This window comes from Chromobacterium alkanivorans, from assembly GCF_016937655.1.
GTDB classification, from domain to species: domain Bacteria; phylum Pseudomonadota; class Gammaproteobacteria; order Burkholderiales; family Chromobacteriaceae; genus Chromobacterium; species Chromobacterium alkanivorans.
Map to the genome: position 1 here is coordinate 95551 of NZ_JAFHKL010000014.1, position 18362 is coordinate 113912.

20 protein-coding genes are annotated in these 18362 nt (G+C 65.8%); 6 read left to right on the forward strand and 14 right to left on the reverse strand.

Going from position 1 to position 18362, the window contains the following annotated elements; genetic code table 11:
- Positions 1-130 precede the first annotated feature (130 nt).
- The 7 genes from JW897_RS20740 to queC form a co-directional block, all read right to left on the reverse strand.
- Positions 131-871, reverse strand: a complete 741-nt coding sequence (locus JW897_RS20740; RefSeq protein ID WP_205467471.1) for an HvfC/BufC N-terminal domain-containing protein — start codon at positions 869-871, stop codon at positions 131-133.
- On the reverse strand, positions 858-1685 hold the full coding sequence (gene bufB / locus JW897_RS20745) for an MNIO family bufferin maturase (protein WP_240352313.1): 828 nt from the start codon (positions 1683-1685) through the stop codon (positions 858-860). The genes JW897_RS20740 and bufB overlap by 14 nt, the downstream gene beginning before the upstream one ends.
- A gap of 45 nt (positions 1686-1730) precedes the next feature.
- Positions 1731-2006, reverse strand: coding sequence for a BufA1 family periplasmic bufferin-type metallophore (locus JW897_RS20750; protein ID WP_048415726.1), 276 nt, complete (start codon positions 2004-2006; stop codon positions 1731-1733).
- Between the two features lie 151 nt (positions 2007-2157).
- On the reverse strand, positions 2158-2418 hold the full coding sequence (locus JW897_RS20755) for a BufA1 family periplasmic bufferin-type metallophore (protein ID WP_043590359.1): 261 nt from the start codon (positions 2416-2418) through the stop codon (positions 2158-2160).
- Positions 2419-2727: 309 nt separating this feature from the next.
- Positions 2728-3363: a 7-carboxy-7-deazaguanine synthase gene (queE, locus tag JW897_RS20760; protein WP_205467473.1), complete on the reverse strand. Its 636-nt coding sequence runs from the start codon at positions 3361-3363 to the stop codon at positions 2728-2730.
- Between the two features lie 52 nt (positions 3364-3415).
- Positions 3416-4435, reverse strand: a complete 1020-nt coding sequence (locus tag JW897_RS24720) for a 6-carboxytetrahydropterin synthase (RefSeq protein WP_205467474.1) — start codon at positions 4433-4435, stop codon at positions 3416-3418.
- Position 4436: 1 nt separating this feature from the next.
- The gene (queC, locus tag JW897_RS20770) at positions 4437-5135 is read right to left on the reverse strand and encodes a 7-cyano-7-deazaguanine synthase QueC (protein ID WP_048415729.1); all 699 of its coding nucleotides are present in this window, start codon (positions 5133-5135) and stop codon (positions 4437-4439) included.
- A 364-nt stretch (positions 5136-5499) separates the two neighbouring features.
- Here queC and JW897_RS20775 point away from each other — a divergent pair, with 364 nt between their 5' ends.
- Positions 5500-6612 (forward strand): M35 family metalloendopeptidase, encoded by a 1113-nt coding sequence (locus tag JW897_RS20775; RefSeq protein ID WP_205467475.1) that lies wholly within the window; start codon positions 5500-5502, stop codon positions 6610-6612.
- Between the two features lie 120 nt (positions 6613-6732).
- Here the strand turns inward: JW897_RS20775 and dcuC are convergent, their stop codons facing one another.
- The 3 genes from dcuC to JW897_RS20790 all read right to left on the reverse strand — a co-directional run bounded on the left by dcuC (position 6733) and on the right by JW897_RS20790 (position 9587).
- Positions 6733-8082, reverse strand: coding sequence for an anaerobic C4-dicarboxylate transporter DcuC (gene dcuC, locus JW897_RS20780; protein ID WP_048415730.1), 1350 nt, complete (start codon positions 8080-8082; stop codon positions 6733-6735).
- A gap of 178 nt (positions 8083-8260) precedes the next feature.
- Positions 8261-8782, reverse strand: a complete 522-nt coding sequence (locus JW897_RS20785; protein WP_048415731.1) for a DUF5610 domain-containing protein — start codon at positions 8780-8782, stop codon at positions 8261-8263.
- Positions 8783-8960: 178 nt separating this feature from the next.
- A complete protein-coding gene (locus JW897_RS20790; protein WP_205467476.1) occupies positions 8961-9587 on the reverse strand; it encodes a DUF5610 domain-containing protein in 627 nt (208 codons plus the stop codon).
- Positions 9588-9732: 145 nt separating this feature from the next.
- Between JW897_RS20790 and JW897_RS20795 the strand changes: the two genes are divergently transcribed.
- The gene (locus JW897_RS20795) at positions 9733-10182 is read left to right on the forward strand and encodes a GFA family protein (protein ID WP_205467477.1); all 450 of its coding nucleotides are present in this window, start codon (positions 9733-9735) and stop codon (positions 10180-10182) included.
- Between the two features lie 23 nt (positions 10183-10205).
- Here JW897_RS20795 and glpQ read toward each other — a convergent pair whose 3' ends face one another.
- The 4 genes from glpQ to JW897_RS20815 form a co-directional block, all read right to left on the reverse strand.
- Complete coding sequence (gene glpQ, locus JW897_RS20800) at positions 10206-11282, reverse strand: glycerophosphodiester phosphodiesterase (protein WP_205467478.1); 1077 nt, start codon at positions 11280-11282, stop codon at positions 10206-10208.
- 419 nt (positions 11283-11701) lie between these two features.
- Positions 11702-12718 carry a Gfo/Idh/MocA family oxidoreductase gene (locus JW897_RS20805; protein WP_205467479.1) on the reverse strand — a complete coding sequence of 339 codons (1017 nt, stop codon included), beginning with the start codon at positions 12716-12718 and terminating at the stop codon, positions 11702-11704.
- Positions 12719-13120: 402 nt separating this feature from the next.
- Complete coding sequence (gene iolG / locus JW897_RS20810; RefSeq protein WP_205467480.1) at positions 13121-14110, reverse strand: inositol 2-dehydrogenase; 990 nt, start codon at positions 14108-14110, stop codon at positions 13121-13123.
- Positions 14103-14969, reverse strand: a complete 867-nt coding sequence (locus JW897_RS20815) for a MurR/RpiR family transcriptional regulator (protein WP_205467481.1) — start codon at positions 14967-14969, stop codon at positions 14103-14105. The genes iolG and JW897_RS20815 overlap by 8 nt, the downstream gene beginning before the upstream one ends.
- A gap of 203 nt (positions 14970-15172) precedes the next feature.
- On the opposite strand from JW897_RS20815, the gene JW897_RS20820 reads away from it, so the two are divergent.
- The 4 genes from JW897_RS20820 to JW897_RS20835 all read left to right on the forward strand — a co-directional run bounded on the left by JW897_RS20820 (position 15173) and on the right by JW897_RS20835 (position 18357).
- A complete protein-coding gene (locus JW897_RS20820) occupies positions 15173-16216 on the forward strand; it encodes a sugar ABC transporter substrate-binding protein (protein WP_205467482.1) in 1044 nt (347 codons plus the stop codon).
- A gap of 68 nt (positions 16217-16284) precedes the next feature.
- Entirely contained in the window at positions 16285-17430 is a 1146-nt protein-coding gene (locus JW897_RS20825) for an ABC transporter permease (RefSeq protein WP_240352314.1), read from the forward strand.
- The gene (locus JW897_RS20830) at positions 17427-17576 is read left to right on the forward strand and encodes a hypothetical protein (protein ID WP_205467483.1); all 150 of its coding nucleotides are present in this window, start codon (positions 17427-17429) and stop codon (positions 17574-17576) included. The genes JW897_RS20825 and JW897_RS20830 overlap by 4 nt, the downstream gene beginning before the upstream one ends.
- Positions 17563-18357, forward strand: coding sequence for an ATP-binding cassette domain-containing protein (locus JW897_RS20835; RefSeq protein ID WP_205467484.1), 795 nt, complete (start codon positions 17563-17565; stop codon positions 18355-18357). Before JW897_RS20830 ends, JW897_RS20835 begins: the two co-directional genes overlap by 14 nt.
- Positions 18358-18362 lie beyond the last annotated feature (5 nt).

Here is an 18362-nt window from a genome sequence, read left to right on the forward strand (position 1 = left end):
GGTGTTGAAATCCGCTTCGAAATGCTCATGTACCGTATGTACATTCCGCTTTCTCAGCGGTTTTCGCCTTGTCTCGCTTTAGCTCGCGAGATCGTGAGTCGTGTTTTTGAGGTCAGGGTTTAATAAGGGCTTAAAGTTTGATGTTCTGGATCAGCCTCTGCTGGAACAGCCGCAGCAGGCCGGCCTGCAGGTCGAAGCCCGCTTCGGCGGCCAAGGCCTGTTCCACCGCGGCTTCCAGCGTCGCGCCGTCGAGGAAGGCCCGCAGCAGCGCGGCCAGGCCGGCGCCGACGATGTCGACCTCAACCCGGCCCTGGAGGCGGCGGACCAGCATCGCCTCCGGCTGCCGGTGCAGGTCCACGTTCAGCTCCACCGGCTGGCGCTGGTGGGCCAGCCAGATCGACGCCGCCGGCCAGGGGCTGAGCAGGGCGGCGACATCGGGCAGCGGCCGCAGCCTGAGTTCGCCCCAGCGCGCTTGCGGGAAGGCGGCCAGCGCCGCGCTGTCGGCGGGCGCGGCATCGGCGGCGTAGTAGGCGCGGTGGACCCGCCATTCCAGCCGCGCGACGTCGGCCAGATAGGGCAGTTCGCGCGCGTGTTCGAAGCCGGCGACGAAGTCGCCGAAGCCGGCGCCGTACAGGTGCAGATTGCCGCTTTGCGACGGATGGCCGCCGATGAAGACGCGAGCCAGGCCGGTGAAGAAGTCTTCGCCCACCAGTTGGCGGCAGACCGGATAGATGAAGGCCAGGGTGTCGATCAAGCCCACCCGGTAGTTGTTGCGGTAGACCGCGAGTCCGGCCGGGTCCAGCGCCGCCGCCGCGCGCGCCGGGTCGGCGATCTGCTCCAGCAGCTCCGCCTGCCAATCAGACCAGTTCATGCGCGGCCTCCAGAATGGCTTGGGCCTTGGCGGCCTCGCCGCGCAGGGTGGCCAGCGGCGGAATCTCCAGGTCCCATTCGATCAGCGTGGGGCGCGGGCCCAGCCGGGCGATGGCCTCGCGGTACAACTGCCAGACGCCGTCGTGCACCGGCTGGCTGTGGGTGTCCACCAGCATGCCTTCGCGTTCGCTATAGCCGGCCAGGTGGATTTCGCCTATCGCCGCCGCCGGCAGCGCGTCCAGCACCGCGTCGGTGTCCACGCCCAGATTGACGCGGTTGACGTAGAGATTATTGATGTCCAGCAGGATGCCGCAGCCGGTGCGGCGCGCCAGTTCGGCCAGGAACTCGCCCTCGTGCATCTCGTTGCCGGGAAACTCCAGATAGCTGGACAGGTTTTCCAGCAGGATGGGGCGGCCCAGCGCGTCCTGGGTCTCCGCGACGTGGCCGGCGATCACCGCCAGCGATTCGCGGGTGTAGGGGATGGGCAGCAGATCGTTGACGAAGCGGCGCTCGGAATGGTTGAAGGACAGGTGCTCCGACACCGCCGCCGGCTGCAGCGCGTCCACCAGCCGCTTGAGCGAGGCCAGATGGGCCGGGTCCGGGCGCGCGGCCGAGCCCAGGCCCAGGCCGACGCCGTGCAGGGACAGCGGCCAACAGGCGGCCACTTCCTGCAGCATGCTCCAGGGCATGCCGCCGTCGAAGAAGTTCTCGCTGTGCACTTCCACCCAGCCCAGGTCCGGGCGGCTGTCCAGCGCTTCGCGGTAATGCGGGGCGCGCAGGCCGATGCCGCAGACCGCGGGAAGCTTGGTTTCCATCGTCATTCACCTCGGGTCGCCCGGCCGGGCTGCCCGGCGGCGCGATCAGGATTGTTTGGGCGGCGGCGCGGTGCGGCCGCCCAGTTTCTCGCAAGTGCCCTTGGGCACGTAGTGCCACTCGTTGGGATCGTTGTCCACCTTGGCCTCGCCGGCGCAGTAATGGGCGCCGTCGGCGGACGCGCAGTCGTTCTTGCCGGCCGGGGTGGCGCCATAGCATTTTTCCTTGGGCTGCGGCGCGTCTTCGGCCTGGGCCGAGGCGGCCACGCCCAGCGCGATGGCGGCGCCGACGGCGGTGGCAAGCAGTTTGCGAGTGGCGTTCATATCAGTCTCCTGTGGGATGTGCGACCGCCCTCGGACGGGCGGTTTGGCGAACCCCGCTGAGACTACATGGATTTGAAATTCGTTCTTTCAGATTTCGTTCAGACTTCAGCCGGAGCGCGACGGCGACGGCCGCGCTCCGGCCGGGTCCGGCTTACTTCTTGGGCGCGGTGCTGCCGCCCATTTTCTCGCAGCTGCCCTTGGCCACGTATTTCCAGTCGCCCGGGTCCTTGTCCATCTTGGCCTGGCCGGCGCAGGAATGGGCGCCGGTGGCGGACGCGCAGTCGTTCTTGCCGGCCTGGGCGATGCCGTAGCACTTCTCTTTGTCGGCGGCGGCTGCCGGAGCGGAGGCCAGCGCGCCGAGGGCTACGACGGCGCCGAGGGCGGAGGCGATCAGGGTTTTGCTGGTGCTCATGGTGTTTCTCCTGTTTAACGGCCGGTGGCCGAATCATGATGAGGGGGATTATAAACGAGCCAGTCTGCCGGACTTCCGCATTGCGAAAGTTTGCCGGGCCGGACATCCATTGAGTCGCGGCGGTTTCCGGCTTCTTACACTGTAGCCGCGATTTTTTTGATTGCGGCGCCGGATGTGCTCGACAGTCCTTGCTGCCCATGAGTCGGCGGCAAGGCGGCCTCATTACGGCGAGATGCGATTTTTTTTGGGGAGGGAAGAAGGGGGAGCGAGGGGGCGGATAAGGATTGGGCCCCGCGGGGCCCGGCAAGTTCAGCGGATATTGGTAACTTTATGTGTCTGCACCGACAGCCGCCAGCGCGGATGCGCCATGCAGTAGGCGATGGCGGCGCGGGTGTTGGCGGCAAGGTCCGGGCCGTCCATCGGTTGCAGATAGAAAGTGTCGAAGTCCAGCTGCTCGACGGTTTCCGGCAGCTGCGTCGCCTGCGGATAGACCAGCTTCAGCTCGTCGCCGCTGCGCAGCAGCAGCTCCGCTCCGGCCTTGGGGCTGACGCAGATCCAGTCCAGCCCCGGCGGCGCGGCCACGGTGCCGTTGGTTTCCACCGCCACTTCGAAACCGAGCCGGTGCAGCGCGGCGATCAACTCGGCGTCCAGCTGCAGCAGCGGCTCGCCGCCGGTGCACACCACATAGGGCGTGCCGCCGGCGCCGGCTGGCCATTCGGCGGCGATGCGCTCGGCCAGCGCCGCCGCGCTCTTGAATTTGCCGCCGTCCGGACCGACGCCGACGAAGTCGGTGTCGCAGAACTGGCAGACCGCCTTGGCGCGGTCCTCCTCGCGGCCGGACCACAGATTGCAGCCGGCGAAGCGGCAGAACACCGCGGCGCGGCCGGCCTGGCGGCCCTCGCCCTGCAGCGTGTAGAAGATTTCCTTGACCGTGTAAGTCGTCACAGCGCGTTCTCTAAGTAAATGGCGGGGGAGGCGGGGGCGATGTTCCGGCGGCTCACAACAGCGGCCAGCGCATATCGTCGCGGAACATCAGCGACACGCCGCGCTGTTCCTGCTCCATCAGATCGATGCGCGCCAGTTCCGGCACCAGCGGGGACAGGTGGGCGTGCACCCATTCCGCCACCGAGGCGCTGTCGCCGCCGCGCACGCCGCTGAGCTGGTCCAGCGGATTGTGGTCCAGCTGGCGGTAGATGGGCTTGAAGCGGTCCTTGACGTCGCCGAAGTCCAGCAGCCAGCCCATGGCCTGATCCAGTTCGCCGCTGAGCATCAGCCGCACCAGATAGCTGTGGCCGGTGTAGCCGCCCTGATCGTCGAAGGGCCGGGCGCTTTCGAAGCGCTGCTCCTTCCAGATGCGGAAGCGCCGGCCGTCGAACTGGCTGCCGGCGCTATGGGTTTCGCGCACTTCCACCCAGGCCAGGCCCGGCAGCGCGTCGGCCAGCTTCTGGTGCAGCCACTGCGCCAGCACTTCGCTGGTGGGGTTGTCCAGGCCGGCGATGTCGTTGAGGTAGCGGTGGTTGAGCGCGAGGAACAGCGGCCGCCAGGCGGCTTCCAGCTCAGGGTGGCCGCTGAGTCTGGCGTCGGCGGCCAGGCGCACGCCGAAACCGTGGCCGTGCAGACGGCCGCATTTGTGGCCAGCCGGCACATGGGGCAGTTGATGGGCGGCTTCGAACTGCACCTGTATCCAGTTGAGGGCGAGCTCGCCATCCAGGGTCACGCCGCGCTGCGGCGAGCTTTGCAGGCTCAGCGCCGCCGGGCAGGGCAGGGCGGCGGCGAGGTGGGCGGCCAGCGCCAGGTCGTCGCATTGGGCCAGTTGCCGGCTCAGGTCGGCGTAGTCCAGCGGCGCGACGGCGGCGTCCAGCGCCGTTTGCAGCCGCTCGTGGCCGGGATATTGGGCGTCGGCGCGGGCGATGACGCGGAAGCTGTGGCCGTGGGGGCGGGCGGTGAGATCGGACGCGCCGCTCACCTGCCGGGCGGCTTCGAAGCGGGCGCCGGCGATCAGGTTGGAGCTGTGCATCTCAGTCCTCCCGGCGGGTTTGGCAGCGGACGATCAGCGGGTCGGGCACGCCGGCTTCGGCGAAACCCTTGGCGCGCAACTCGCAGGACGCGCAATGGCCGCAAGGCGGCACCTGTCCGTTATAACAGGTGTGGCTCCAGGATAATGCGTCCATGGCGCCAACTTGTTGTGCCAAAGCCACGGTTTCCGCCTTAGACAAATACATCAGCGGCGCGTGCAGCTCCACCCGGCTGTCCATGCCCAGCCGCAGCGCCACTTCCAGCGCCTTGAGGGTGTTTTCGCGGCAGTCGGGGTAGCCGGAATAGTCGGTCTGGGCGACGCCGGCGACCAGGTGGCGCGCGCCGCGGGTGTAGGCCAGCGCGGCGGCGAAGGTCAGGAAGATCAGGTTGCGGCCCGGCACGAAGGTGTTGGGCAGCGCGTCGTCGTCGCGGGCGCCGTCTTCCGGCGCGATGTCGGCGTCGGTCAGCGCGTTGCCGCCGATGGCGGCGAAGGTGTCGATGGGCAGCACCGTCTGGCGCACGCCCGCCAGTTGGGCGATCTTGCGCGCGCAGTCCAGCTCCACGCGGTGGCGCTGGCCGTAGTCGAAGGTCACCGCCTCGACATTGCCGCGGCCGAAGGTTTGCAAGGCCCAATACAGGCAGGTGGTGGAGTCCTGGCCGCCGGAAAGGACGACCAGAGCCTTTTCAGGAGTCTGATTCATTGTGTTCGCCATTCGATAAACAGTCGAAGGTTGTGGATGCGGAGCCGGGCGCGGCGCGGGCCTGCCGGCATGTCGCCTGCCTGGATCGGTCTCACCAAGCAGGGCAACCCGACACTTTAACCTAGAACAGGCTGTTTGATGAAGCGTGCCAAAAAACAGACAGCCGCCGATTTCGTGTCGGCAAGGGCGCTTTTCTTGATTGAAATCATGTCTTCGTCATGTAATTAATGACTTTCGCATTCGAAATATGTTTGCGATCCATTTTAATAAACACGTGATGACAAAGGGGTTGGAAGGGCTGGGACAGCCTTGCCGGGCCACAAGCGCGGCGGGACTGGCCGGTGTTTCCACCAGGAGAAGATCAATGAAAAAATTGTTGCCGATTCCGTTGTTGGTGATGGCTTTGGGGGGCGGTTTCGCCCAGGCGCATGATCTGCAAGTGAGCGTGGCCAAGCAGCAGGCCGCGGTGGCGGCGGATCAGGACGTCGAGGTGGTGCTGAATTACCGCAATACCGGCAAGGAGACGCTGCACATCTACAAGTGGTATGTGCCGGGTCAGGATTTGCAGGAACAGATTTTCGAGGTCAGCCGCGACGGCAAGCCGGTCAGCTATCTGGGGCCGCGCTACAAGCGCGCGGTGCCCACCATCAAGGACACCGTGGCGCTGGCGCCGGGGGCTTCGCTGAGCGTCAAGGTCAAGGTGTCCGACTACTACGATATGTCGAAGAGCGGCCGTTTCGACGTGCGCTTCCAGGCGGCCAGCTCCCGCGTGCTGAACCGCGCCGCGCCGCAGCTGAACGCCAAGATCGCCTCCGGCGCGGACGCCGCCGTCGCCGCCGACGAGGTGCTGAGCTCCAACACCGCCAGCGTGTCGGTGGCCGGCCGCAGCAGCAAGCTGTTGAAGCAGTCTTTGGACGCGCAGCGCGAATGGTCCATCCTCAGCCGCAAGGCCGCCGCTTCCAGCGTCACTTACGCGGCCAATTGCTCGGTGACCCAGCAAAGCCAGACCAACGGCGGCGTCAGCGCGGCCATCAATATGACCAACGATTCGGTCAGCTATCTGTCCGGCTCGCCGTCCGGCACTCCGCGCTACACCACTTGGTTCGGCAAGTACGCGCTGGCCAACTGGAACACCGCCAAATCCCACTACGTCAGCATCAAGGACGCGCTGGACACCAAGCCGATCAGCATCGATTGCGGTTGCACCCAGGCCGGCACCTACGCCTACGTCTACCCGGCGCAGCCGTACAAGATCTATCTGTGCGGCGCTTTCTGGAACGCGCCGACCAGCGGCACCGACTCCAAGGGCGGCACCCTGGTGCATGAGCTGTCCCACTTCACCGTGGTGGCGGGCACCGACGACCACGTTTATGGTCAGGCCGGCGCCAAGAACCTGGCGAAAACCAATCCCGCCCAGGCTTTGAACAACGCCGACAACCACGAATACTTCGCCGAGAACACCCCGGCGCAGCAGTGAGCGCTTCCCCTAGCCATGAGAAACGGCCGCCGGAGGGCGGCCGTTTTCTCTTCGGTGGAAGCCGGGTTTAGCGGCGTTTCCATCCATTCCGCCGACGCGCGGCAGATATCGAACGGGTTCTCAGGCCGGCACCAGCGCCAGCGTGCCCAGCACCACAATCACCAGGCCGACGATCACCGGCACCGAGGTGCGCTTGACGATCTCGAACGGCGACACCTGGCCCATGCCGGCGCAGGCCACCACCACGCCGGACACCGGCGACACGGTGCGGCCCAGGTTGGACGCCTGCAGCATGGGGATGGCGAGGAAGGCCGGGTTGATGCCGGCTTCGGCCGCCAGCTTGGGGATCAGCTCCACGAAGGCGTAGAAGGGCGCGTTGCCGGAACCGGTGGTCAGCGCCGCCAGCGTGGTGATCGCCACCAGCACCAGCATCAGCACCATGGCGCCGGAGCCGAAGGACTGCGCCAGGCCGATCAGCTGGTTGATGAAGCCCAGCGCGGACAGGCCGTGGGCGAACACGCCGGCGGCCACGATCAGCATCACCACGCTGCTGAAGGCGTCGCCCATGCCCTTGTAGGCCACTTCCAGGCCGGCGAACACCGGCGCGGCGCGGCGATGGCGCAGGAATTCCACCACCGCGGCCAGCGCGATGCACAGGATCAGCACGGTGACGATGTGCAGTTCCGGCGCCAGCTTGCCGTTGAACACCAGCACGCCGGCGATCGGGGTGAAGGGCAGCAGGCAGTACAAGGCCGGCGCGTCGGTGACGATCTCGTGCACGTCCTGGCGCGTCAGCGGCAGGTTTTCCTTGCGGTCCAGGTAGCGCTGCCAGAAGAAGTGGGCGCAGCCGATGCCGGCGATGGCCAGCAGCGAGATGGGCAGCGTGGTCTTGAAGGCGAAGTCGATCAGCGGCATGCCCGAGGCCTGGGCGGCGATCACCACGTCGCCGGAGGTGGGCGACAGGATCAGCGCCGCCGGCGACGCGCAGATGGCCGCCGCCGCGCCGCGGCTGATGCCCATATTCACCATCAGCGGGAACAGCGTGGCCATCAGCAGCACGCCCAGGCCGGTGGCGGAGGACACCGCCAGCGACAGCAGACAGGCGACGAAATAAGCCGCCACCATCAGCACATACGGCGATTTGATGCGGCTGAGCGGCTTGGAGGCCAGTTTGACCACCATGTCGTTGGCGCCGATGTGGGTCATGTAGCCGGCGAAGCCGCACAGCGCCATCACCATCAGGCCCAGGTCCGCGGCGCGGCTGCTGAGCAGCGATTTGACGAACTCGGCGATGTCGGTGGCCGCGTGGCCGGTGGCGGCCACGTTCTTGGGCAGCACCGGCAAGCCTTGCAAGGCGGTGGCGATCAGCAGGGCCAGCCCGCCCAGCATCAGCACGCCGGTGGCGGAGTAGCCTTTGAAGATAGCCCGGCCCACCAGCAGCGTGATTATCGTGCCTATCAGTAATTCCATATCCAGCTCAATGTAAATAATGAAATTATAATTTACTAAAAAATACGAATGAGCATATTTTTAGATGAATCAAAATTGATATGGGGCAAGAACGCGGCGCGCGGCCGCGTTTGGAAAGCGGGGGAAGGGCGCAGCGGGGAAGCCGCGCCGTCTCGCGGGCAAGAGCGCGAGCGTTTGGCTAGGCCGGCGGCTGGCCGAAGTTGATCAGCGCCACCGTCACCTGTTCCTTGGCCGAGACCAGCTCGTGGTAGGCGAGGTGCAGCATGTTCAGGCTTTCCAGCACCTGGTGGGTTTCATTGAAGCCGCAGTCCAGGCTTTGCCGCGCGACGGCCAGGAAGATGAACAGCTGCTGCATCGGCGATTGCTTGGGGTGTTGCTGGCGGTAGAGGGCGAACAGCTGGTAGAAGTCGCGCACGATCCGTTCCGCCGCGTAGCCGGGATTGTGTTCCAGGCCCAGGCCGGTCAGCGGGTCCTTGCCCATCAGCGGCAGGTCCAGCGCGCAGCTGAGCGGGTCCATCACCGCGTGGTGGAACAGGTCCAGGAATTGCTTGTCGGCGGAAAAGCGGCTGTCGGCGGCGGGTTGGACGGCGGCGGCGGCGGGCTCGCGCTGGCGGTCTTGTTTGCCGCCGCGCTCCTGATGCGAGAGCTGGTGTCCGGCGGCGCGGCCGGCCTGGGTCAGGGTAACGGGCAGGATGGGCATGACGGTCTCCTTGCGAGCGTGCCGCCGGTCTGGCTGGCGGCGTTCGGCCGGAAACGCGGTCTGTATCGGTTTCGCTTCCCCGGCCATGCCCTATTTTCGGCACGGCCGGCGGAAACTTTATTTTTAATTTATCGTTTTATGAAGTTTAAACAAAATTTGATGCAAGGGCCGATAGCCGTCAACTGGCGGCGGCGGCGTCGCTCTGCTGCTGGGGCTTCATGCTGGCGACGAAATCGTCGAAGCCCTTGTTGACCAGATCTCGGGTCTTCTTGATTTCGTCGGCGATATTGCCGTTGAACACCTTGAGGCCGTTGAGGATGTCCACGGCCTCGGCATAGCCTTTTTCGAAGCCGCCGCGCACGATGTCGACGAAATTCTTGGCCTGATCTTCCTGGCTCAGCTCCGGGTGCTGCTTGGCGTAGGTGCTGAAGAAGCTGAGCGCGCCGGACAGGATGCGCTGGGAGGTGCCTTCCGGCGAATTGTCCTCGCTCAACTTCTGCTGCAGGATATTGGGCGTTTGCTGCGCGCCCTGGGCGCCTTGCGCGTCGTCGGCGGCGCCGCCGCCGCTGGCGTTCAGCTGGTCGGACAGGATCTGATTGATGCTGTCGATCGCGGTGCGGTAGAGCAGGGACAGCGATTTGCCGTCGGTGTTGGTGGAGACGTCCAGATTGGCCACCAGCTGCGCGTTCAATTGATTGCGCGCGGTGACGGTGCTGCTGCCGGTTTGCGCGGCGGCGCCGCTCTGGCCGCTTTGTTTCAGCGGAAGGTCGGCGCCGACCTGGCTATTCACGGGATTGACGGACATGTTGCGCTCCTAAGCGATAAAGGGCGTGTAGGCACGGAAGCCATGCATGCTTGTGGTTGGTCGCGCCTATGGGCGCAACAATGCGGAGGGATGCCAGTCCCTCAGTATGGCCATATTTTCGGCGCGCTCGGCGGAAACTTGAGGCTTGATTCCGCGCTGGCGCGAAATGAGCGAGGAGATGGGGGTGGCGGTGACGACAAAGCATTATCAGGGGGGATGCCTGTGCGGCTGGATCCGGTTTCGGGCGGCCGCGCCGGCGGACAATCCGCATGCCTGTTCTTGCAAGAACTGCCAGCGGCACACCGGGGCGCTGAGCGCGGTCTGGCTGGAGTTCCCGCGCGATCGCGTCGAGTGGACCGGGCCGGGGGGCGCGCCCGCCGTGTATCGTTCGTCGGCGTATTCCAGCCGGGCCTTCTGCGCGCGTTGCGGCAGCTCCGTCGGCGCGGTTGACGACGCGCCGACGATAGCCTTGCTGTTGGGCGGGCTGGACGATTGCCACCCGCCCGAGCTGGCGCCAGCCGCCCATGCTTTCGCGGACGGCAAGCCGGCGTGGTGGCGGGAGCAAGTGGATGAGGCCGGCTCCGGGCAAGACTAGCCCGCGCCGGCCCGACGGCGGGCTTAGCGGTGCTGCTTCTGAGTGCGCAGGAAGTTCACCGCCAGGTCCGGGAAGTCGCTGAAGGCGCCGTCCACCTGGGCGCGGTTGTACACCGCGTCCAGCAGCTGGTCCATATTCTTGGCGTAGGCCGGCAGCGCGTCCTTGCGCAAGGTGTAGGGGTGGATCACCAGGCCGTTGGCGTGCGCGGCGCGGCTCATGCCGGTGAGCTTGATCTTGCCCGGCGTCGAGGTCTTGTCTATCAGCATCGGGTACTGCGGGCCGATGCCGTCGGCGTACTTGGCGATCTCCTTCATGCCTTCCGGACGGAACATCCAGTCATAGCTGTAGTTCACCCATTGGCCGGCGGCGTTCTGCTCGAAGGTTTCCTGCCAGTCGGTGTAGGCGATCAGCTGCACCAGCTTGAGGTCCATGCCGGCCTTGGGCATCAGCTCGGTCTTGATGCGCTTCAGTTCGTTGAAGTCGAAGCACTGCAGATAGACCTTGTCGTTCTTGCCGGTGTAGCCGTAGCGCTTGAGCACTTCCAGCGCCTTCACCGTGATGTCCTTGCCTTCCTGGCGGTGGAACCACGGCGCCTTGATTTCCGGGTAGATGCCGATGTCGCGGCCGGTGGAGTGGTTCAGGCCCTGGATGAATTCGATTTCCTCTTCAAAGGTGTGGATGCGGAAATCGGATTTGCCCATCGGGAAGCGGCCGGGGTAGCTCTGACGCTTGACGCCCTTGTCGATGTCGAAGCCTTCGGTGAAGCGCAGCGATTTGATCTCGGCCAGGGTGAAGTCGATCGCGTAATAGCGGCCGTCCTTGCGCGCGCGCTCGGGAAAGCGTTCGGCCACGTCGGTGACGCGGTCCAGGTAATGGTCGTGCAGCACGATCAGCCTGTCGTCCTTGCTCATTACCAGGTCCTGCTCCAGGTAGTCCGCGCCCTGGGCGTAGGCCAGCGCCTTGGACGGCAGCGTGTGTTCCGGCAGATAGCCGCTGGCGCCGCGGTGGGCGATGACGATCTTGTCGGCGGCCTGGGCGGACGCGGCCAGGCCGATGGCCAGCGCGACGGCGGCGAGCAGGGGTTTGCAAGCGAATGACATGGGTTCTCCTTTTATATGAGTTCGCAACGGGCGTTGGCGCGACGCCATGATCGGATGCGCGGATGTCGGCGTGATGAAAGCCGGTCAGTTCATCGGCATCGCCATGGTTTTGTTTTGGCTGAAAGGAGTAGGACGATAGGGTATCGCCGCGCCGGCGGCAAGCCCCCCGGCGCGGTAGTTTTGAAGGTGCTCACACCTTTGCGGCGACCGCGAGGCAAGCCGTTTTCACGTCTTTCTTCCTTGCTCCCGCCGGCGCGCGGCAGAGCGTGAACAGGTATTAGAATGTGTTTACGATCTCGTGAGCTAAGGCGAGACAAGGCGAAAATGAGCGAAAAAGCGGAATGTACACGTGGTACATGAGCATTTTGAGCTTGTTTTTAACGCCGTATCGCCGACGCGCAGCAGATCGTAAACAGGTTCTACAACTCCACCGCCTGCCGGGTCCGCAAGGCCTCGGTAATGGCCAGGCCGATGCGGGTGGCTTCGCGGGCGTCGGCCAGGCTCAAGGCCAGCGGCTGGTCCAGGCGCGCGGCGTCGACGAAGTGCTGCAGCTCCAGCGCGAAGGCTTCGGCGAAGCGCTGGTAGAAGTCCGTCACGCACTCATTGCGCACGCCGTGGCGGTCGCTGATCTCCACCCGGTTGGCGCGCGGATTGACGCCCACGCTCAGCCGGCCCTGGGTGGCGAAGATCTCGGTCAGCGTCTCATGGCCGTGCGCCTGGGTGCGCGAGGCGTAGAAGCAGGCCAGCTTGCCGCCTTCGAACTCGCACATCGCCACGCCGTTGTCCACGTCGCCGTATTGCGCCAGCGCGCCGTGCACCGCGTTGACGCCGCTGGCCCATACCCGCAGCGGGCGCGGCGAGCCCAGCAGCCAGCGCGCCAGGTCGATGTCGTGGATGCTGCAATCCATGAAGATGCCGCCGCTGCCGGGCGCGAACTGCACGAAGAAGCCGCTGTCGTCGTTGAGGTCGCAGGTTTGCGAACGCAGCAGATAGGGTTGGCCCACCAGGCCCTGCGCCAGCTTGGCGGCGGCGTCCTGGTAGCTGGGGTCGAAACGGCGGACGAAACCCACCATGGCCTTGAGCTCCGGGCGGCGGGCGGCGGCGCGCTCCACCCGCAGGCAATCGTCCAGGTTCAGCGCCAGCGGTTTTTCGCAGAACACGTGTTTGCCGGCGTCCAGGCAGGCGATGATCTGATCGGCGTGCAGCGCGGTGGGCGTGGCCAGCAGCACCGCGTCCAGTCCCGGTTCGGCCAGCAGACTCTCCAGCGCGGCGTGGCCGGCGGCGTCGGGCAGCTCCCGCCGCGCCCAGTCCCGCTCTTCCTGTAGCGGCGAGCAGGCGGCGATCACGCGCGCGCCGGCGATGCGGTCGCGCAGATTGAGCGCGTGGCGGCGGCCCAGCCGGCCCAGGCCGACGACGCCGAGGTTCAATGTAGACATATAAAGCCTCCTGGCTCTGCTTGATCTAAGAATCTGTTCAAAGTCTGCTGCGCTTCGGCGATACGGCGTTGAAAACGGCTTCGGAATGCTCATTTACCACTTGTAAATTCCGCTTCCTCTGCCGTTTTCGCCTTGTCTCGCCCTTGCTCGCGAGACTTTGAGCAGGTTCTAACAGCCTGTTCAAAATATCCAGGCCCGAGGCGCGGCTGAACTCTCTACGTGCGAATCTTTGATTCGCTCAGTGATGGCGCGCTAACGTCGCGCTGCTCGAACAAGCAGCCGCTTAAGACCTCGGGCCTGCCACCCGACGGCAGTCTTGAAGGGACCCGGGGCGCATCGAATACGCGGCTTCCTTTGTATTAACGATGCTGCAACCCGCTGATAACAAGCCCGTTACAGGCTCTACCCCAATTCGACGACCTGACCCAGCCGCCAGGAGCGGGTGGCGGCGTCGGCCAGCTCCAGCGCGCGCACGCCGTCCTCCACCGTGGTGAGCGGCGCGGCGCCGTCGCGGATGACTTCCAGGAAGTGCGCCATCTCGGCGGCGTAGGCCTGGCGGTAGCGTTCCAGGAAGAAGGGCTCCGGCAGGTCGGCGGCCACCGCGCGCTCGCCGTAGGCGGTGACCTCGGTGGGGCGGTGGTTGCCGGCCTGCAGCATGCCGCGGCTGCCCAGCACTTCGAAGCGCTGGTCGTAGCCGTAGGCGGCGCGGCGGCTGGTGTTGATCTGGCACAGCCGGCCCTGGCGGGTGCGCAGCGTCACCGCCGTGCTGTCGGCGTCGCCGGCGGCGGCGATGGCCGGGTCGCTGAGCGCGCTGGCGCTGGCGTGCACGCTGAGGACTTCGTCGTCCAGAATCCAGCGGCAGATGTCGAAGTCGTGGATCAGCATGTCCTTGAAGATGCCGCCGGAGCGGCGGATATAGTCCAGCGGCGGCGCGCCGGGGTCGCGACTGGTGACGATCAGCATTTCCGGCGCGCCGATCTCGCCGGTGGCCAGCCTGGCCTTGAGCGCGGCGAAAGTGGGGTCGTAGCGGCGCTGGAAGCCGATCAGGCAAGGCACGCCGGCCGCGGCCACCGCTTGCGCGCACTGGCGCGCGCGTTCCAGCTCCAGGTCCACCGGCTTTTCGCAGAAGATGGCCTTGCCGCGCGCGGCGGCGGCCAGGATCAGTTCGGCGTGGGTGTCGGTGCTGGCGGCGATGACAACGGCGCGCACCGCCGGATCGTCCAGCGCCTGTTCCGCGGAGCAGGCTTCGGCGCCGTGGGCGGCGGCCAGCTCCCGCGCCGCCGGCGCGTGGCTGTCCACCACGTATTTGAGCCGCATGCCCGACAGGCGGGCAAGGTTGGCGGCGTGGATCTTGCCGATGCGGCCGGCCCCGAACAGCGCTGTGTCAATCATCGTATCCTCCAGTCTCCTTGGTTTCTTCTATGTTCAGCTCCAGCCGGCAGGCCAGCGCGATGAACAGCGCCTGGCACAGACAGATGGTGCTGGTCAGCGAACGGAAGGCGAAGGCGGAGCCTTCCCTGACCGTCAATACCGCGTCGGCCCCGCGCGCCAGCGGGCTGAGCTGGCTGTCGGTGATCACCAGTTGCTTGGCCTTGTGCTGCGCCGCCACCCGCGCGCAATAACGGCTTTCCTTGCCGTAGGGCTGGAAGCTGATGGCGATCAGCACGTCTTGTTCTCCAATGCTGCGGATCTGCTGCGGAAACATGCCGCCCAGGCCGGACAGCAGATGCACTTTCTTGGCGGTGTGCTGCAAGGCGTAGGCGATGTAGGAGGCGATGGGAAACATGCGCCGCACCCCGGCCACGTAGATGTTGTCGGCGTTCAACAGCAGCTCCACCGCCGCTTCCAGCTGCGCCTCGTCCAGCGTGGCGTCCAGCTCTTGCAGGCCTTGCTGGCAGGCGGCGATGAAGTCGCGGGTCATGCCGGCGGCGGAGCGTTGCTCGTCGCGGTTGGCGATCAGGCTCTGGATGCGCTGCCGGTAATTGGGCTGCGGCGCGCCCTGTGGCGTAAATGCGTCACGGAACACGGCCTGCATTTCGGAAAAGCCGGCAAAGCCGAAGCGCTGGGCGAAGCGGACGATGGCCGAGGGCTGTACCTCGCAGGCCTGGGCGATGTCGGTAATGCGTTGCAGCATCAGCGTGCCCCGGTGCCGCTCCACATAGCCGGCAATCACTTTCAGCTGCTTGCTCAGCGTGTCGTACTCGGCGGCGATGCGCTGCATCAATTCTTCGGCGGGAGCGGTGTTGGCCATGGGCGGGCTTTCCTAAGGTTTTGGCCAGTATACGTTTTGTGTTGATGTTCGAAAATATTTTTCTATTGAAAATCAATTTTGGAAAATTATTTGCAGAGTAGAGCGAAAGCTCTTAAGGTGATTTCACGCCCGGCGCCGATGCGGCCGCGGTCGACACCATAGCGGGCTCCACGATGGGCCGGCGGAGAATAAGGAGGAGAGAGATGCAGCAGCGATCCTGGAAGTGCAAGTGGAAGCGGGCATTGCCCGCGGCGGCGCTGGCGCTCTGCGCGCTGGCCCAGCCGGCCTTGGCGACCGATGCCCGTTTCGTGCTGGTCAGCCACGCGCCGGATTCCGACGCCTGGTGGAACACCATCAAGAACGCCATCAAGCAGGCTGGCGAGGATTTCAACGTGCAGGTGGATTACCGCAATCCGCCCAACGGCGATCTGGCCGACATGGCGCGGCTGATCGAGCAGGCGGCGGCGCGGCGCTACGACGGCGTGATCGCCAGCATCGCCGACTACGACGTGCTGAAGCGGCCGCTGGGCCAGGTGGTGGCCAAGAAGATCCCGCTGATCACCATCAACTCCGGCACCGTCAAGCAAAGCGAGAGCCTGGGCGCGGCCTTGCACGTCGGCCAGCCGGAGTACGACGCCGGCTTCGATTCCGGCAAGCAGGCCAAGGCCGCCGGCATCAAGACCTTCCTCTGCGTCAACCACTACGCCACCAATCCGGCCTCCTTCGAGCGCTGCAAGGGTTTCGCCGACGCCATCGGCGCCGATGTGCGCAAGTCCACGCTGGACGCCGGCGACGACCCCACCGGCATCGAAAGCAAGGTCAGCGCCTATCTGCGCAACAACCCCGGCACCCAGGCGCTGCTGACGCTGGGGCCGACTTCGGCCAGCCCGACGATCAAGGCGGTGAAGAAGATGGGCCTGGCCGGCAAGCTCTACTTCGCCACCTTCGATCTGTCCGAGGACATTTCCAAGGCGATCAAGGACGGCACCGTCAAGTTCGCCATCGACCAGCAGCCCTATCTGCAGGGCTATATCCCGGTGGCGGCGCTGGCCATCATGAAGCGCGACAAGACCACGGACCCGGTCAAGGTGGAGGCCGCGCTCAAGGCCAATCCCAAATTCCAGGCCAGGCTGAAGGAGTACGGGCTGGCGCCCCTCTACAAGGGCCGCCACATCAACTCCGGCCCCGGCTTCGTCACCAAGGACAATATCGCCAAGGTGGAGAAATACGCCGGGCAGTACCGCTAGCCGCCGTTTTCCGATGGATCTGACGCCCGGCGCGGAATTATCGGCCGCCCGGGGCGAGGAGCAGAGCAATGAGCATGAGCAAGGCCAGTCCGGGCAAGGCCGCGGGCATCCGCATGGCGCCGCCCGGCGACGATGAAAGAGTACGGCGGCTGTCGCTGTTCGACCGGCTAATGGGACGGCCGGAATTCGCCGCCGTCGCCGGCGCGGTTTTGGTGTTCGCGGTGTTCGGCGTCGGCGCCGGCGGTTCCGGCATGTTCGCGGTGGACGGCATCGTCAACTGGTCGCAGGTGGCGGCCTATCTCGGCATCATCGCCATCGGCGCCTGCCTGCTGATGATAGCCGGCGAGTTCGATCTGAGCCTGGGCTCGATGATAGGCTTCGCCGGCATGATGGTGGCGATCCCGCCGCTGTATTTCGGTTGGCCGTTCTGGCTGGCCATCCTGTTCGCCTTCGCCGGCTCGCTGGCGGTGGGCTGGCTCAACGGCTACCTGGTGCTCAAGACCCGGCTGCCGTCCTTCATCGTCACCCTGGCCTTTCTGTTCATCCTGCGCGGCCTGACGCTGGCTTTGTCCATCCTGTTCGCCAACCGCACCATCGTCAGCGGCGTCGGCGACCTGGCGGCGGCGGACCCGCTGGCGCAATGGCTGTTCGTCGGCCACGTCGGCGGCGGCCTGTTCCACTGGCTGGCCGGCATCGGCGCCATCGCCTCCCTGCCGGACGGCGGCGCGGCGGCGGCCGGCGTGCCCAAGGTGCTGCTGTGGTGGCTGGCGCTGGCGGGGATCGCGGCCTTCGTGCTGGCGCGCACCCGGATCGGCAACTGGATCTTCGCCGCCGGCGGCGACGCCAACGCCGCCAAGAACGTGGGGGTGCCGGTCAAGCAGGTGAAGATAGGCCTGTTCATGTTCACCGCCTTCTGCGCCTGCCTGTTCGCGGTGCTGCAAGTGTGCGACGTGGGCTCCGCCGCCGCCGACCGCGGCCTGCAAAAGGAGTTCGAGGCCATCATCGCCGCGGTGATAGGCGGCTGTCTGCTCACCGGCGGCTACGGCTCGGTGGTGGGCGCCTGCGTCGGCGCGCTGATCTTCGGCGTGGTGCAGATCGGCATCACCTACACCAATATCAACTCCGACTGGTTCCGCGTCTTCCTCGGCCTGATGCTGCTGATGGCGGTGTTGTTCAATCACTATGTCAGACGCCGCGTCACGGAGGCCAAATGATGGTCACGACCGGCAAAATCCCTGCGGCCGCGTTGCGCCTCCTTGCCGTACTCAATGCATTGTCCGCGTCGGCGCGTTTTGCCGCGGCCGCTGCGCCGAACAAGCCCGGCCGCGGGCCGCAAGGAGTCGAATATGAAATCGCGTGACGACTACATCCTGGAGCTGGACCAGGTCAGCAAGACCTTCGGCTCGGTGATCGCCTTGCAGAAGGTGGACCTGCAATTGCGCCGCGGCGAGGTGCATTGCCTGCTGGGCGACAACGGCGCCGGCAAATCGACGCTGATCAAGACCCTGGCCGGCGTGCACCGGCCCAGCGGCGGCGAATACCGGGTGGACGGACAGCTGGTGCGTTTCGACTCGCCGCGCCAGGCGCTGGATCTGGGCATCGCCACCGTCTACCAGGACCTGGCCCTGGTGCCGTTGATGTCGGTGGCGCGCAATTTCTTCCTGGGCCGCGAGCCGATGAAGAAATGGTTGGGCCTGCTGCCGGTGCTGGACCTGGAGCTGGCCGGCGAGGTGGCGCGCGACAAGCTGGCGGAAATGGGCATCCACATCCGCGATCCGCATCAGGCGATAGGCACGCTGTCCGGCGGCGAGAAGCAGTGTCTGGCCATCGCCCGCGCCATTTACTTCGGCGCGCGGGTGCTGATCCTGGACGAACCCACCGCCGCGCTGGGCGTCAAGCAGAGCGTCAATGTGCTCAAGCTGATTTCCAAGGCGCGCGACAAGGGCATCTCGGTGATCTTCATCACCCACAACGTCAACCACGCCTATCCGATAGGCGACCGCTTCACCTTGCTCAATCGCGGCCGTTCGCTCGGCACCTACGCCAAGGACGCGGTCAGCAAGGAGGAGGTGCTGGACATGATGGCCGGCGGCGCGGAAATGCAGAAACTGATGGCCGAGCTGGACGGCGTCCATATCTGAAAGGT

Excerpts from the sequence above, each read along its gene's own strand:
- JW897_RS20740 (WP_205467471.1), bottom strand. The coding sequence starts at position 871 with ATGAACTGGTCTGATTGGCAGGCGGAGCTGCTGGAGCAGATCGCCGAC.
- bufB (WP_240352313.1), bottom strand. The coding sequence starts at position 1,685 with ATGGAAACCAAGCTTCCCGCGGTCTGCGGCATCGGCCTGCGCGCCCCG.
- JW897_RS20750 (WP_048415726.1), bottom strand. The coding sequence starts at position 2,006 with ATGAACGCCACTCGCAAACTGCTTGCCACCGCCGTCGGCGCCGCCATC.
- JW897_RS20755 (WP_043590359.1), bottom strand. The coding sequence starts at position 2,418 with ATGAGCACCAGCAAAACCCTGATCGCCTCCGCCCTCGGCGCCGTCGTA.
- JW897_RS24720 (WP_205467474.1), bottom strand. The coding sequence starts at position 4,435 with ATGCACAGCTCCAACCTGATCGCCGGCGCCCGCTTCGAAGCCGCCCGG.
- queC (WP_048415729.1), bottom strand. The coding sequence starts at position 5,135 with ATGAATCAGACTCCTGAAAAGGCTCTGGTCGTCCTTTCCGGCGGCCAG.
- JW897_RS20775 (WP_205467475.1), top strand. The coding sequence starts at position 5,500 with ATGAAAAAATTGTTGCCGATTCCGTTGTTGGTGATGGCTTTGGGGGGC.
- dcuC (WP_048415730.1), bottom strand. The coding sequence starts at position 8,082 with ATGGAATTACTGATAGGCACGATAATCACGCTGCTGGTGGGCCGGGCT.
- JW897_RS20785 (WP_048415731.1), bottom strand. The coding sequence starts at position 8,782 with ATGCCCATCCTGCCCGTTACCCTGACCCAGGCCGGCCGCGCCGCCGGA.
- JW897_RS20790 (WP_205467476.1), bottom strand. The coding sequence starts at position 9,587 with ATGTCCGTCAATCCCGTGAATAGCCAGGTCGGCGCCGACCTTCCGCTG.
- glpQ (WP_205467478.1), bottom strand. The coding sequence starts at position 11,282 with ATGTCATTCGCTTGCAAACCCCTGCTCGCCGCCGTCGCGCTGGCCATC.
- JW897_RS20805 (WP_205467479.1), bottom strand. The coding sequence starts at position 12,718 with ATGTCTACATTGAACCTCGGCGTCGTCGGCCTGGGCCGGCTGGGCCGC.
- iolG (WP_205467480.1), bottom strand. The coding sequence starts at position 14,110 with ATGATTGACACAGCGCTGTTCGGGGCCGGCCGCATCGGCAAGATCCAC.
- JW897_RS20815 (WP_205467481.1), bottom strand. The coding sequence starts at position 14,969 with ATGGCCAACACCGCTCCCGCCGAAGAATTGATGCAGCGCATCGCCGCC.
- JW897_RS20820 (WP_205467482.1), top strand. The coding sequence starts at position 15,173 with ATGCAGCAGCGATCCTGGAAGTGCAAGTGGAAGCGGGCATTGCCCGCG.
- JW897_RS20825 (WP_240352314.1), top strand. The coding sequence starts at position 16,285 with ATGAGCATGAGCAAGGCCAGTCCGGGCAAGGCCGCGGGCATCCGCATG.
- JW897_RS20830 (WP_205467483.1), top strand. The coding sequence starts at position 17,427 with ATGATGGTCACGACCGGCAAAATCCCTGCGGCCGCGTTGCGCCTCCTT.
- JW897_RS20835 (WP_205467484.1), top strand. The coding sequence starts at position 17,563 with ATGAAATCGCGTGACGACTACATCCTGGAGCTGGACCAGGTCAGCAAG.